Raw genomic sequence first — 14,117 nt, 5'->3', positions numbered from 1 at the left:
CTGGATGTCACATTGAGTACCCGGGGGGGCTCGGTCAGGTGGCGGATCGGGCGCGTAGGCGAGCGTATTGGGCGCTGATGTGTCGTGCAGCGGGCAGTTCGATCCATCGGTACATGATTTCGGCGAGTGCGGCGGTACCGGCCAGGAATGCCAGGACGGCGGCGCTGGGGCCCAGGTGCGGTTCGACGGTTGCGTAGATCCGGTAGAGCACGAGGGTGTGGATCAGGTAGATCGCGTAGCTTCGGGTGCCGATCCATCGGATGACGGGCCAGCGGGTGATGGGTCCGTTGTATCGGGCGAGTATCAGGACGGTTCCGGTGACGACGAGCAGTGTCCAGAGGTAGGTGTCGCCCATCCAGAAGGTGTGGACTTCGATGGCGAGTCGGATCACTTCGATCTGAGCGATGACGCCGACGACGACCCAGCGCCAGGTGATCAGGCGTGCCCATCCGAGGTAGGCAATCTGGCCGAGGAACAGGGTGGGGAGTACGCCTGCGACCTTGGTCAGGAACGGGACCGTGTAGGGCTGCGGCAGGTAGAGGTTGTAGACGATCACCAGTGCGCACAGTGCAGCGCCGACGAGTGGCACCACGATGGGCCTGGTGTTCAGTGTCCCGCGCATCGAGATGCAGTAGAGGTAGAACACGATCTGTACGACGAGCGTCCAGGTGACACCGAGGACGGCGACCTCGGGTCGGAGGAAGAAGCCGCCGAGGAAGAAGCTGAGGACCGCCTCGCCGTTGGTGATACCGGGTTGGCCGCTGAACATCCCGTTGAGGCCGAGCTTGACGAGGATGACGGCCATGGCGATGGCGAACCAGAGGGCCGGGACGAGGCGGGCGAGGCGCGCGACCATGAAGTCCCGACGCGATTGCCGCATGGCGGATCGGGTGATCAGCAGGCCGGTCAGCAGCATGAAGATGCTGACGCCGACGAAGGACAGGTGCAGGTTGAGGCCTGCGTCCTCGATGAGAACGGTGTTGACGACGTCGATCATCCACCAGCCGCCGCCGATGTCGTCGAGCAGATAGAACGAAATGTGTGAGTACAACACCGCGAGGACGGCGATGACGCGGAGGAGGTCGGCACCGTCCATCTGGACTCGGGGTGCGTCGACGCGCTGTATGGAGGCGGACTCGTCGACCGTGCTCTGGCTCGGCCGGTCCCCGTTCACACCCGCGAGTTTAGGTTCCGTTCATGTATTGGACCAATCCGCAGTCGCTCCGCAACTGTTTCGTGATATTCGGAGCGGATTCACAGTCGAACAATTCGACTGCGACGTTCACACGGATTTATTCCGAGAAAAGCATCTCGGTTACAACTGTTGCACTGAGGGTAGGAATGAGATTGGGTTGAACCCTACGAAAGATCCGCAGTAGGACGAACGTGCCCGCATCACACGATGGGTACGGCGTCGTTAGAGAAGGGAACCACGTGTCCGAGTACACCTTGCCCGACCTTGATTTCGATTACTCCGCCCTCGAGCCGCACATCTCGGGCGAGATCAACGAGCTTCATCATTCCAAGCACCACGCCACCTACGTCGCAGGCGCGAACACCGCGGTCGAAAAGCTCGCCGCAGCGCGTGACAACGACGATCATGCAGCCATTTTCCTGCTCGAGAAGAACCTCGCGTTCCACCTCGGCGGCCACGTCAACCACTCCATCTGGTGGAAGAACCTCTCGCCCAACGGTGGCGACAAGCCCGAGGGTGAGCTCGGTGCCGCGATCGACGACCAGTTCGGTTCGTTCGACAAGTTCCGCGCACAGTTCACCGCTGCCGCCAACGGCCTGCAGGGCTCCGGCTGGGCAGTTCTGGGCTACGACTCGCTGGGCAAGAAGCTGCTCACCTTCCAGCTCTACGATCAGCAGGCCAACGTGCCGCTGGGCATCATCCCGCTGCTCCAGGTCGACATGTGGGAGCACGCCTTCTACCTGCAGTACAAGAACGTCAAGGCCGATTACGTGAAGGCGTTCTGGAACGTCGTCAACTGGGCCGACGTCCAGGCTCGTTTCGAGGCCGCAACGTCGAAGACCCCGGGTCTGATCTTCCCGTAGGTCGTCGCACCACTCGCTTCACCGACAGCGTCAATGGACCATTGCCCCGCTCAGACGGGTGCAGTGGTCCATTGACGCTTCGAAGGGGGGAGCCCGCTGGCACTCTCCCCATCTTGTGTGCCAGCCGTTTTCGCGTCATTCTCTTCCTACCCAACGTCGTGTACCCGGCTTCGAGCCCTGTACCTGTCTGGGAGGAACGATCGAGATGGACGAGCGAGATCTCATCGGTGTTTCACCGTTTCATGCCGCCGGTCTGCTGCGCGGATTCGTGATCTCCGGCCGCTGGCCGGACACCACCAAGGAATGGGCACAGTTCCTGGCCCTCGCTGTGCGGGTGGCCTCGGTGCCGGGCCTGTTGGCGACGTCGACGGTCTTCGGGGTGCGTGAGGAATTGCCCGACGACCCCGCGCCGGGGACGGTCGGTTTGGTCGTCGCCGAGGGTCCGGTGATCGGGGATTTCGCGTTGGCTCCCGGACGGTTCGCCGCACATCAACCTGCGGCACTGCTGATGCTGCATCCACCGTCGGAGACGACCCCGACGCTCCCTGAATGCGCGGGCGCTGCGTCCGGCTGCGTTCTGCTCCCCGGACTGCCACACCTCGGGCTCGATCATCGCGCGGCCTGGGTCGAGGCAGAATCCGACGGCACCGTCACCTCGATGGTCAGCCGGGTGGGTCTCGATCCCATCAGCGATCCCGACACCGCAGTTTTGGCGATGCTCCTCGCATCCTGACCGCCGTCCGCACTCGAATTTTCGGTAACCCAAACTTATTGGCGCATTGGACATTTCGCGGCGAGGCCCCTAAAGTCGTATGCAGCGAAGGGGAGTAGCCCCCAATCATCGTGTCGACATACTGGTCGCTCATTGCGACCCGGCACCTGAACCGGCCAGTTCCGGTGGGCGAGACCTTCGGTCCATTCGACGACCGAGGAGCCTGCTGTGCTGTCCGCATTGTTGCTGAGTTTTGCTGTCATTTTCGTCGCCGAGCTGGGTGACAAGTCCCAGCTCATGGCCATGACGTTCGCCCTGCGCTACAAGTGGTACGTCGTCATCGGCGGCATCACCGTTGCCACCACCGTCGTGCACCTGGTCTCGGTCGCGGTCGGCCACTTCCTCGGGGTGTCGATCCCCACCGAGGCGATATCCATCGTCGGCGGCATCGCGTTCGTCATCTTCGGACTCTGGACGCTGCGCGGCGACTCCCTGTCCGACGACGAAGGCGCGAAAGCCTCCCGGGTCACCAAATCCGCGTTCCTCGCAATCGCGTCGGCGTTCTTCCTCGCCGAGCTCGGCGACAAGACGATGCTGGCCACCGTCACTCTCGCCGCCGACAACGACTGGGTGGGTGTGTGGATCGGCTCGACCATCGGCATGGTCGCCGCCGATGCTCTCGCCATCGTGGTCGGCGCGGTACTCGGAAAGCACCTGCCGGAGCGCATGATCCAGTACGGCGCGGCCATCCTGTTCTTCGTCTTCGGTGCCGTCCTGTTCTTCGAGGGCCTGATGCCAGGTACCGCAGCCCCGTACATCGCTGCCGGCGCGGTCGTCGCGATTTCCGCCGTAGTCGTCGCCGTGTTCGTCCGGCGCTCCCGCACCAGGGCAGCAAGGGAATCGGAGAAGCAGGACACCATCGAGCGCGCCTGACGTTGGTTTACACTCCTCTCCCGGGAGGGGTGCATGAACGACGACCAGCAGGTGAGCAAGACCGACGCAGCGCACCGTTCGACCGATCGGCTGATCAGAATCTTCGGTCGTTTCGTCGGTACCGGCTATCTCATCTATCTGCTGCTGTTGATCCCGGATATCGCGCGGAGCAGCGAGGTGGTTCCCGGTTGGTGGACTCCGGTCACCGTCGTGGTCGTGTTCGGCAGTGGTTTCGCATTCGGGGCCATCACTTTTCAGCCGAGTATCACCGCCATCAGGATCGCCGGTTCGATCGCAGCAGTGACGTTCCCGATCATGGCCCTGCTGTGGTGGGTGGCCTGGGACGGTGCCACCTTCGACCAGGCCCCGACATTTCTCGCGGCGTTTCCCGGCCTGGCTGCACTCGCCGCCGCCACGGTGTGGCGACCCGTCCCGGCGTTCGTCCACATGAGCGTCAGCGTTGTCCTCGCACAGTTGATGAATCAGGCTGTGCGAGAGCCGTTCCCCCGCAGCAACATCATCGCGGAGATCTTCTTTTCGATGATGTTCTGCACGGTGTTCGTGGCCGCCACGCTGGCGGCGGTACGCACCGGACGCATTCTCGACGCGACGATCTCGACGACGCACGACGACGCAGCCCGGGCGGCTGCGGCCACCGCACGTGAGGTCGAGCGCGAACGGTTCGACGCGTTGATCCACGACGAGGTCATGTCGTCGCTGCTGGCTGTGGCTCGCCATGGCCGCACGCCCAGCCTGGCCCGTCAGGCCCGCTCGGCTCTGATGCATCTGGATCACCTGACCACCGGCACCGTCTCCGAGACGTTCTCGGCCGACGAGGCTCTGGCCCAGCTTCGTTCTGCCGCAACGACAGTCGACGAGTCGATCGAATTCACCGTGCACGAGGGCGCGCTCGAGCTCACGGAGGTCTACCCGGCCGACACAGTCCGAGCCATCGCTGCCGCATTGGCAGAAGCGCTCCGCAACAGCCTGATTCACGCGAGAGCATCACACCGTTCGGTTGCCGTGGAGCTGAACCCGTCGTCGATGCACATCACCGTGCGGGACGACGGCATCGGCTTCGATCGACGTTCGGTGCCGCCCCACCGACTCGGCGTCGCGGTCAGCATCGAGGGCAGAATGCGTCAGCTCGACGGCGGATCGTCCGAGATCGAATCCTCCACCGCAGGCACCATCGTGCGATTGGGCTGGAAGCGATGAACGGCCAGGACATCCGCGATCTGCTGGCGATGAAGTCGGCAGCAGCGTATGCAGTTGCCGGATTCTTCGTCCTCGCCTGCCTGGTGTCCGCATCCGCAACCCTGACCGGGGTGTCTGCAGTGTGGCCCGAATACGCAGCGGTGCTTGCGCTCTCGGCCGCGGTCATCCTGTTGCTCCGCGCGCCGGGTGATCCGCCGAGCGCGCGGTCGACCGTACTGATGACCGTATCGGGCCCGGTGGCAGCGGCTCTGGTCTTCGCCGTGCTGCCGGTTCCACTGGCCGGAAGCCTGCAGACCTGGCCGCTGGGAATGTCCGTGGTGATCTACACCTTCATGTGTGTCCGCGGCCGCACGCCGGCCGCGTGGCTCGGGCTGGCACTGACCATGTCCGTCGCCATCGGATGGGCGGTGGTGACGGGTCAGGGATTTCTGTACGGGCTCTCGTTCAGCGCCATCAACATCGCGCCGCTGTTGATGGCGACGTTCTTCGCGTTCACCATCCGGCCGTTGGCCGCGGCGATTTTCGCGCTGCGTACGCAGTCGACAGTGCGCATCGCGTCCCAGGCCGCGGCGGCGGCGGCGCTGGAAGAACGGGACGCTCGCCTGGCCAGTCTCGACGCGTTGGCCCGTCCGTTGCTCCAACGCATCGCCGACGGTCCCGATCCCACCGACGAGGAAGTCCTCGCGTGTCGGCTTCTCGAAGCCGAACTTCGCGACACCCTGCGCGCCCGCGGTCTGGTTCGGCCCGATCTCGCTCGCGCCGCCAGGTCCGCGCGGGCCCGCGGGGTGGAGGTGATGATGCTCGACGATCGGTCCCCGGACGCACTCGACGACGACGTCCGAGACCGCATCGTGGCCGCTACGGCGAGGGCACTCGATGCCGCAGAGGCAGGCGCGGTGACGGTCCGCCTCCTGCCTCCTGGCCGTCCCGTGGCGGCCACGATTCTGCTCGACGACCTGGGCGACAATGCGCACCGAGTCGAGTACGACCACACCGGTCACATCCGGCGTTGACAGGATCTACGGCACCCGTCGGTACCTGAGGTTCCCCGCCGGTTATGGTGCAGAACGACCACGAGGTCGCTGCCTGTGCCGCGGCCCGTCACTGTGAGCGAAGGGGATCCACGACGTGGAGATTTCAGGAACAGCAGCACTTGTCACCGGCGGGGCATCGGGCCTCGGTGCCGCAACGGCCGCACGTCTGGCCGCCGCCGGCGTCACCGTCTTCGGGCTCGATCTGCCGCAGTCCATCGAGCGTGCCGGAGACAGCGTCCCGGCCGGAGTGACACTGCTCCCTGCGGACGTCACCAGCGAGGCAGAGGTCGAGGCCGCACTGGACACGATCGTCGCATCCGGTGTCCCCCTCCGCATCGTCGTCAACTGCGCAGGCGTTGGCTGGGCCGGCCGCATCCTGTCCAAGAAGGGGCCGCACGATCTCGAGCTGTTCCGCACCGTCATCACCATCAACCTGCTCGGCACGTTCAACGTGATGCGGCTGGCCGCGAACCGGATGCAGTCGCAGTCGACCGTCGACGACGCGGGCCAGCGCGGCGTCGTCATCAACACCGCGTCGGTCGCGGCGTTCGAGGGCCAGATCGGCCAGATCGCCTACACCGCGTCCAAGGGTGGCGTGCACGCGATGACCATCACCGCCGCTCGCGACCTGGCCCAGGTCGGCATCCGCGTCAACACCATCGCCCCCGGCATCGTCGACACCCCGATGCTGGCAGGCGTCACCGAGGAATACCGTCAGGGCCTCGAGGCATCGGTGCCGTTCCCCTCGCGTCTGGCGCAGCCCACCGAGTACGCGCAGCTGGTCCAGATGATCGCCGAGCACGATTACCTCAACGGCGAAACCATCCGCATGGACGGCGCAATCCGCATGGCTCCGCGTTAATCACTGACCACTCCGGGTGGCCCCGCCGATCGAGGCGGGGTCACGCGCGAGCGCGCAGGTCCGCCACCGTAGGAATCTCCTTCTCCGCGCGGTCGGACATCCACTCGCGCAACACTTTCGTCGCCAGAACATCGTCCTCGTTGTAGACAAGCAGTCGCTCGCGCTGCGTGTGGTCGGGCTCCGCGTCGTATCCGACTGCTTCCCGATACCACCCCATCGACGCCTCGCCGCCGGCTTCGTCGTCCCGCCACGCGAACCCTGCGACGGGCGCAATCTTCTTCAGTCCCTTGCCGTTCGGGCAGATGAACTGATCGCTCACGGCCTGGTAGATGTCCACCCATTGCTCGCTGTCGATGAATTCACGAATCTGCGCCTCGGTGGGAACCCCGGGAACGTCCGCGAAACGGCGGGCCGAATCGAGCAGCCACTTGTCTTCCGCCTGCCGCGAATAGCAGTACGCGGCAAAGGTTTTGCCGCGCGCGGCCGCGTCGGCCCTGGTGTCCATCAGCCAGTTCCAGAACACCGCGAACGAGCGGCCCTCGTCGACGGTCGGCAGCGGATCCCAGGTGACGAAACCTCGATACGACGGCGGCGGACCGCCTGCCTCGGTGAGCAGCGTGCCCCACAGATACGCGCCGTGTTCCTGGTAGCTCTCCATGTCCACGTCCACCTCGACGTCGGCGCGATGCACCGAGACGGTCTCCGAGCGCCGCAGCAACGGCACGTCCGCTCGCCAGGCCAGCGCTGCGGACACCGCGTCGTCGAAGTTCCCGAAAGGCCACTCCTCGGGAGCCGGGCCGGTCCATTGCGCCAACTCGTCGATGGTGCGGACGCCGGCGCTGCGCAGCACATCGGCGCGGGAACCGGAGGCGACCAGTGAGACGTCACGAACGGCCTCGAGTTGCGGCTTGCAATCGAACCACCACGAACACGACCGACATTCGCTCACCTGGGAGGGAACGGTGAACGAGATGCCCTGGGCCACCGAGAGCCGGTCCGCGAAGCGAGTGTCGTATTCGTCGAGGACCGTCGTGAGATCGTGCACCAACATGCATTCACCCTTGTAGCCCACCGCGCCGCCGACGGGCGTGGCCGTGGCCAGCCCCTCGTGCGCCAGCATGCGATACAGGTGCGCGAGCCTGAGCTGGTCGCGTAGCTGACTGCGCACCTTTCGGGTCTCGTCGATCGACGGAGACCACTGGTCGAGTGGGGTGGTGCGCGCACCGCGGCCGGGGTCGGTGACCTTGTGGTTGACGACGATCACCGGGATGTATCCACCCGCCGGGTCGCGGACGAGCAGTTCGCTGCGACCGCGTCGGCCGGTGTCGCGTTCGAGGGGCAGTACCGCATTCCAGATGCGTTCCACTCCGGCCCGGCAGGCGGCGACGGTGGCGTCGGCAGCGTCTCGGGCGGTGGGTCGGTCGATCTCGGTCCACAGCATCGAATCGTCCACGGCCAGCTGCGCGCGGACGTTCTCACGATGGGCCTGAGCGGCTTCTCGGCGCTGCCGCACCCCGGGGTTCTCGGGTTCTCCGCGCAGCAACGATCCGTACGCGGTGTCGAGATAGAGCCGATGCCGACAGCGCGTCAACGACCCGGCGTCGAGCAGCACGGGCACAGGTGATGTGGCTGCCGCGCCTCGTTGACCGTTCACACTGTTAGACACTAGGTCAGCCCTCCGACAGCCAGGAACGATCACCTGCCCGATAGGGTGTAGGCAACGCACTGTTCCCGCCTAGCAGCACACGTCAGGAGCCTTTTCGATGGGTTTGTTCCGCAAGCGTAAGGGTCGAGCCACTCGCAAGGCAGAGGCCAAGGCGCTCAAGCACAAGGCAACACTCGAAGCGAAGCTGGGCGCGAAGAACGAGCGCAAGCAGTTGAAGTCGATCGCCAAGGCGCAGCGCAAGCTCAGCGCGGTGGAGGCGAAGTCGCAGAAGAACGTCGAGAAGGCCCAGGTATCTGCTCTGAAGGCGCAGCAGAAGGCTGCGGTGCAGGGAACGCTCAGCGTGGCCCAGATTCGCAAGTACCTCGGCATCGCTCGGCTGCTGATTCCGGTGCTGGCCCCCATCCTCTACCGCGGTGCGACGGTCGTGCGCGCGCAGCTGGACAGCCGCAAGGCGCAGCAGCTCGGGGTCGCTCCCGACCAGCTCAGCGAGTACACCGGCCACGGCGGCAAGCTCAGCGCCCGCATCGCCGGTGCCGAGAAGTCGCTCGACACCATCGGTGCGCGCCACTCCGATCCCGAGACCAAGAGCTTCGGCGCCGCGATCAGCGAGCGTCTGGACGATCTGACCACCGCTGTCCGCGCGTCCGAGCAGATGCCGCCCGCTCGCCGCAAGACCGCACACGCCGCGATCTCCGCCGAGCTCGACGGCATCGAGGCCGACCTGCTCGCCCGCCTCGGCGTGCGCTGACCCCTGCACAACCGATGACCGACAGCTCAGCCGCACCGCTTCGCGGCGGAGCTGTCGGTATCGTCACCGCGACACTCGCGGTGGCCGCACACGGCATGGCAGGCGGCGGTTGGCCCGATGGTTCCGCACTGGCCCTGCTGATCCTCGTCGGCATCGGTATCGGTGCCATGACGGCCCTGCCCAGACGTTCGACCGTTCTGTTGCTCCCGGCCCTGCTGGCAGGCCAACTCGTCGCCCACATCGCGCTGAGCCTCGGCGGTACGGCCGACATGCACGCACACTCGCTGTTGCCCAGCACAGCGATGATCGCCTTCCACGCGGCCGCCTCGGTCGTCGCCGGTCTGACCATCGCCGCGGCCGAGCGCCTCTACGGCCCGATCACGTCCATCGTTCGCGCGGTTCTCGCGCTCCTCACTCCCCTGCCCGACGGTTCCGCCGTCGGTCGCGTGTCCATGTCCGTCGCGGTTCCGTCCGTAGACGGCGCCGCTCTGGACTGGGTCATCTCTCGTCGCGGGCCCCCGGTGTCGCTTTGCTCATTCCGCGGGCTCCACTCGCGGTCTCGGTACTGATCGACATCCTTTTCCGCTCATCTCTGCACAGAAATGACCCAATTCATGAAGAGCTCTCTTTCCCGTGCCCTGTTCGTCTCAGGAGCCACCGTCGGCGCGTTGCTGATCGGCGCAGGTGCCGCGTCCGCACACGTCGTCGTCTCCGCTCCCGACGCCGCGCAGGGCGGCTACTCGGTGCTGACGTTCCGTGTTCCCACCGAGTCCGATACCGCCTCGACCAGTTCGGTCAAGGTGACCCTCCCCGGCCTCAATTCAGCTCGTACACAGCCCATCCCGGGCTGGACGTCCACCGTCGAGAAGGACTCCGCCGATCTCGCGGTGTCGGTGACGTGGACGGCGAACCCCGGTTCCGAGGTCGGGCCGGGCCAGTTCCAGCAGTTCCTGCTCTCGGCGGGCCCGCTGCCCGAGCAGGAGACCGTCTCGTTCCCGGCCACCCAGACCTACACCGACGGTGAGGTCGTCGACTGGAACGAGCCGATGACCGAGGACGGTAGCGAGCCCGAACTGCCCGCTCCCACTCTGACTCTCGCCGCGGCGAGCGGCGATGGGCACGGCAGCGCCCATACCGAGACCACCGCCACCACCGAGGCGTCGGCGTCTTCGGAGGACAACACCGCCCGCTGGCTCGCCGGCGTCGGACTCGTACTCGGAGCCGTCGGCGCAGGTCTGGGCATCGGTGCGACGGTCCGGGCGCGGCGCTCATGAGGTCGCTCGTCCTGTCCACGAAGGCGCTGGTCGTCTCGGTCGCAGCACTGCTGATGCTGTTGGTCGCCGCACCGATCGCGTCGGCGCACTCGCAGGTCACCGGATACAGCCCGGCCGACGGCTCCTCCCTGGACTCGTCTCCGGCGACGGCATCAGTGTCGTTCAACGAGGTGCCCCAGTCGCAGTTCGCCACGCTCAACGTCGTCGGGCCCGACGGCAACATCTGGTCGAAGGGCGACGCCCGCATCGAAGGCCAGAGCGTCGTCGTCGACGTCGGCGAACTGGGACCGATCGGCGAGTACACCCTCGCGTATCGCATCACCTCGGCCGACGGGCATCCCGTGAGCGGTACCGCGACATTCACGCTGACGCAGGAAGGATCGGGAACTCCGGGGGCACCGGCCGACGCGTCGGGAACTTCCGAGGAGTCCGAGGGCTCGTTCCTCGGCGGCTACGGGAACATCGCGCTGATCGCAGTGGCGGTCCTGGCCTTCGCCGGGGCATTGGGATTCGCCCTGCGTAAGCCGAAAGCCCCGAACAAGACGAAGACCGGGAAGTAGCACCGACGTGGCTGCGGTGGGCGAGAGAAGCGTTCGGCTGGTACTCGCCGCCGCAGCTGCAACGTTGCTGGGGGTCGCGGCAGCGTTCGCGCTGGCGTACCCCACCTTTCCCGGTGGGTCGTCGTGGCTACGGGTGATCGCGGTGGCGTCGGGCTCGGTGGTGTTGGGGTTCGGGGTTCTCGCTGTCCTGGACGGCAATTCCGATTCCCGACGCCCCGCCGTCGACTCGCTGGTGATGTGGCGCGCGATCGGTTATCTGTCGGGACTGTGGGCGGTGGCCGAGTTCGTTCTGCTGGTCGCGGCGGCGGCCGATTCCGCCGGGCGTACGCCACTGACGTTGTCGCCGAGCGCTTTCACCACGTTCGCCACCTCGATCTCCGTGGGCCGTCTTGGTTCTGCGACGGTGGTCCTGACGCTCGCTCTGTGTGCCATCGGCGTGGCCGGGTATCGGCTGGGGGCGAGCTGGTCTCCGATTCCGGTGATCGTGCTGGCGTCCCTTGCCCTGGTCGCTCGGCCGATCACCGGGCACATGTCGCAGTTCGCGTTCGGGTCCTTCGCCGTTGCCGTGCATGTGGTGTGCGCGTCGGTGTGGCTCGGTGTTCTGAGTGCGATGGCGCTGAGTCTGCGGAGCAAATCGGCGTGGGCGACGCTGTTGCCGGTCTATTCGCGAGTCGCGTTCTGGTGCGTCGTCGGAGTAGCCACCACCGGGGTGCTGGACGCGGTCCTGAAGCTGGACGGCCTCACTGCCGTGGTCGAGACCGGTTACGGCCGAATCGTTCTCGCCAAGGTCCTCGTCACGGTCATCCTGATCGCGTCGGCTCACCGGATCCGTGGGACGTGGTTGCCCACCGTGTCCGCACACCGATCCACGGTGGAGCACTCGGTGGGACGTGCGGCGGCGCACGTCTGCCTGCTCGCGGTGGCGTTCGGCTTGGCTGCGGCGCTTGCGACCACTGCGTGAGCCGGCAGTAGCCGAAACCTTGTCGGCACTCTGTACTAGCCTGGGTGCATGCCGAAGTTGACTGTGGTGCCGGGTGGTTCTTCGGCACCTGCGCTCGGTCGGATCCACACTGTCGCGGAGTTCTTCGCCGGTATCGGTCTGGTGCGAATGGGCTTGGAGCAGGCCGGTTTCGAGGTCTCGTGGGCCAACGACATCGAGCGCGACAAGCATCACATGTATCGCCAGCACTTCGGCGACGACGCGGGCCATTTCCAATTAGGCGATGTCGCTCGCACTCGAGGAGACGATCTGCCCGAGGGGCTGTCGTTGGCGTGGGCGTCGTTTCCCTGCACCGACTTGTCGTTGGCCGGCGGCCGGGCCGGGCTTGCGGGCAAGAACTCCTCTACGTTCCGGCATTTCACTCGGGTCCTGGGCGAGCTCGGTGATGCTCGGCCCCAGGTGGTCGCGCTCGAGAACGTCGTCGGGCTGGCGACAAGTCACGGTGGGGACGACCTGGCCGCAGCGGTCCGGGAGCTCAACGAGCTCGGCTACTCGGTCGATGTCCTCACCATCGATGCTCGACGCTTCGTCCCGCAGTCACGTCCACGGCTGTTCCTCATCGGGGCGCAGAATCCCCCCGAGGATGCCCGCGATCCCAACAGTGAGCTTCGACCGGATTGGTTGCAGGCGGTGTACGGCGACTCGACGTTGCTGACGCATCGGGCTCCGCTGCCGAGTCCACCGATTCCGCTGACCAGTGGTCTCGGTGATGTGGTCGAGCGCATGGACTATCGCGACGAGCGGTGGTGGGATGCGGCCCGAACCGCGGCGTTCGTGCAGTCGTTGTCGCCGATTCAGTTGCAGCGCATCGAAATTCTGAAGAAGGCTCGCAAGGTCAGCTACCGCACCGCCTACCGTCGCACCCGCAACGGCGTCGCCGTGTGGGAGGCGCGTCCCGACGACATCTCCGGTTGCCTCCGTACCGCCCGCGGCGGTTCGTCCAAGCAAGCGGTGGTCAAGATGGGCAACGGCCGTTTGCAGGTGCGATGGATGACGCCACTCGAATACGCCCGCCTGATGGGTGCCGGCGAGTACACACTCGACGGTCTGCGAAACAACCAGGCGCTTTTCGGTTTCGGTGATGCCGTGTGCGTTCCCGTGGTCGCGTGGCTCGCCGAGCACTACCTGATGCCGCTGGTCAACGGGACCCTGAGTTCGACTGCGGCGAATACGACTGCGGCGCATGTCCAGTCACGGTAAGTCCTCGCTGCGGTCGTCTGCCGTCGCGCCGCGCAAGAGCACTCTTCCCGCGGACGACGTGCAGTCCTTTCGTACGGCTCTGCGAGAAGTGCTGGGCGAGAAGGACGATCGGGGTCGGGTGTGGTCGGCGGCCAAGTGGGGCGTGTATGCGTTCTACGATTACGACGGCGAGCCGATCTACGTGGGGCAGACCAAGGAGAAGCTCAGCGTCCGGGTGCAGCGTCACCTGACCAACCAGCGAACCGACGCCGTCGCGATGCGAGTGCTCGACGTCTTCGAGGTCGCGGAGATCGAGATCTGGCCGCTGTGGCAGTACGAGGATCTCAAGAAGTCCGACGGCGCAGAGCAATTCCGGGCCGCCGAGCGTGATCTGAATGCTCACGAGTACACGGCATACCTCGAGGCCATCGACAAGTCGCGGCACAAGGCGATCCTCAACGAGAAGATTCCGCCGGTCTCGGAGCCCATCGCGCTCCCCGCGTCACTGCGTCGGTCGCTGATCTCCGAGCAGACCCGCCGCGAGCGCGGACATCCCGATATCCGCATCGCGCGCCGCGCCGAGACCATCTCACGGTTGGCAGCGGTCACTCGCGAACGCGGTGAGGTCTCCGAGGGTCTACGACGCGTCCTCGTGGTCCAGGCCGTGCGCCTGGCCTACCTGTCGGCCGAGCGACTCGCTTTCGTCGAGGGGCATCCGATCCCCGATCCCGCCGCGATCGACGTCACCGCATTGGTGGGTTCGGTGCTGCACGAGCGCGACTCCGGTATCGATACCGAAAGCGACCCTGACCCGGACGCCGAGCCCGAGGGCGAGCTGGACCTGTTCGGCGAGTACTGACGAAAGTAGGCTCG

The 14,117-nt window shown here is 65.9% G+C and carries 15 protein-coding genes; 13 read left to right on the top strand and 2 right to left on the bottom strand.

What is annotated here, in order from left to right:
* Positions 1–34: 34 nt before the first annotated feature.
* Positions 35–1,174 (bottom strand): acyltransferase, encoded by a 1,140-nt coding sequence (locus ABZ677_RS19615; RefSeq protein ID WP_252341992.1) that lies wholly within the window; start codon positions 1,172–1,174, stop codon positions 35–37.
* A 260-nt stretch (positions 1,175–1,434) separates the two neighbouring features.
* Between ABZ677_RS19615 and ABZ677_RS19610 the strand changes: the two genes are divergently transcribed.
* The 6 genes from ABZ677_RS19610 (at position 1,435) to ABZ677_RS19585 (ending at position 6,817) form a co-directional block, all read left to right on the top strand.
* Positions 1,435–2,058 (top strand): superoxide dismutase, encoded by a 624-nt coding sequence (locus ABZ677_RS19610; protein WP_037186603.1) that lies wholly within the window; start codon positions 1,435–1,437, stop codon positions 2,056–2,058.
* Positions 2,059–2,263: 205 nt separating this feature from the next.
* A complete protein-coding gene (locus ABZ677_RS19605) occupies positions 2,264–2,791 on the top strand; it encodes a peptidase (protein WP_358372358.1) in 528 nt (175 codons plus the stop codon).
* 207 nt (positions 2,792–2,998) lie between these two features.
* Positions 2,999–3,703 (top strand): TMEM165/GDT1 family protein, encoded by a 705-nt coding sequence (locus ABZ677_RS19600; RefSeq protein WP_037186607.1) that lies wholly within the window; start codon positions 2,999–3,001, stop codon positions 3,701–3,703.
* A 33-nt stretch (positions 3,704–3,736) separates the two neighbouring features.
* Complete coding sequence (locus tag ABZ677_RS19595; protein WP_358372355.1) at positions 3,737–4,921, top strand: ATP-binding protein; 1,185 nt, start codon at positions 3,737–3,739, stop codon at positions 4,919–4,921.
* A complete protein-coding gene (locus ABZ677_RS19590; RefSeq protein WP_358372352.1) occupies positions 4,918–5,934 on the top strand; it encodes a hypothetical protein in 1,017 nt (338 codons plus the stop codon). The genes ABZ677_RS19595 and ABZ677_RS19590 overlap by 4 nt, the downstream gene beginning before the upstream one ends.
* Before the next feature lie 115 nt (positions 5,935–6,049).
* Positions 6,050–6,817 carry an SDR family NAD(P)-dependent oxidoreductase gene (locus ABZ677_RS19585; RefSeq protein WP_032397116.1) on the top strand — a complete coding sequence of 256 codons (768 nt, stop codon included), beginning with the start codon at positions 6,050–6,052 and terminating at the stop codon, positions 6,815–6,817.
* Between the two features lie 40 nt (positions 6,818–6,857).
* Here ABZ677_RS19585 and ABZ677_RS19580 read toward each other — a convergent pair whose 3' ends face one another.
* Entirely contained in the window at positions 6,858–8,426 is a 1,569-nt protein-coding gene (locus ABZ677_RS19580; RefSeq protein WP_358372409.1) for a TM0106 family RecB-like putative nuclease, read from the bottom strand.
* 154 nt (positions 8,427–8,580) lie between these two features.
* Here ABZ677_RS19580 and ABZ677_RS19575 point away from each other — a divergent pair, with 154 nt between their 5' ends.
* The 7 genes from ABZ677_RS19575 to ABZ677_RS19545 are packed head-to-tail and all read left to right on the top strand — an operon-like array spanning position 8,581 to position 14,103.
* Complete coding sequence (locus ABZ677_RS19575; RefSeq protein WP_037186611.1) at positions 8,581–9,231, top strand: DUF6474 family protein; 651 nt, start codon at positions 8,581–8,583, stop codon at positions 9,229–9,231.
* A 14-nt stretch (positions 9,232–9,245) separates the two neighbouring features.
* Complete coding sequence (locus ABZ677_RS19570) at positions 9,246–9,800, top strand: hypothetical protein (protein ID WP_358372349.1); 555 nt, start codon at positions 9,246–9,248, stop codon at positions 9,798–9,800.
* Between the two features lie 45 nt (positions 9,801–9,845).
* Positions 9,846–10,505 carry a YcnI family protein gene (locus tag ABZ677_RS19565; protein ID WP_037188534.1) on the top strand — a complete coding sequence of 220 codons (660 nt, stop codon included), beginning with the start codon at positions 9,846–9,848 and terminating at the stop codon, positions 10,503–10,505.
* Positions 10,502–11,065: an MprA protease, GlyGly-CTERM protein-sorting domain-containing form gene (gene mprA / locus ABZ677_RS19560; RefSeq protein ID WP_037186615.1), complete on the top strand. Its 564-nt coding sequence runs from the start codon at positions 10,502–10,504 to the stop codon at positions 11,063–11,065. The genes ABZ677_RS19565 and mprA overlap by 4 nt, the downstream gene beginning before the upstream one ends.
* A 16-nt stretch (positions 11,066–11,081) precedes the next feature.
* Entirely contained in the window at positions 11,082–12,026 is a 945-nt protein-coding gene (locus tag ABZ677_RS19555) for a CopD family protein (RefSeq protein ID WP_358372345.1), read from the top strand.
* 48 nt (positions 12,027–12,074) lie between these two features.
* The gene (locus tag ABZ677_RS19550) at positions 12,075–13,265 is read left to right on the top strand and encodes a DNA cytosine methyltransferase (RefSeq protein ID WP_358372343.1); all 1,191 of its coding nucleotides are present in this window, start codon (positions 12,075–12,077) and stop codon (positions 13,263–13,265) included.
* On the top strand, positions 13,249–14,103 hold the full coding sequence (locus ABZ677_RS19545; RefSeq protein WP_358372340.1) for a GIY-YIG nuclease family protein: 855 nt from the start codon (positions 13,249–13,251) through the stop codon (positions 14,101–14,103). Before ABZ677_RS19550 ends, ABZ677_RS19545 begins: the two co-directional genes overlap by 17 nt.
* Positions 14,104–14,117 lie beyond the last annotated feature (14 nt).

Origin of the sequence: Rhodococcus sp. NPDC006774 (assembly GCF_040636045.1) — a bacterium.
GTDB lineage: Bacteria > Actinomycetota > Actinomycetes > Mycobacteriales > Mycobacteriaceae > Rhodococcoides.
The sequence above is the reverse complement of the archived record's forward strand: the minus strand, read 5'-3'. Positions and strand labels throughout refer to the sequence as shown.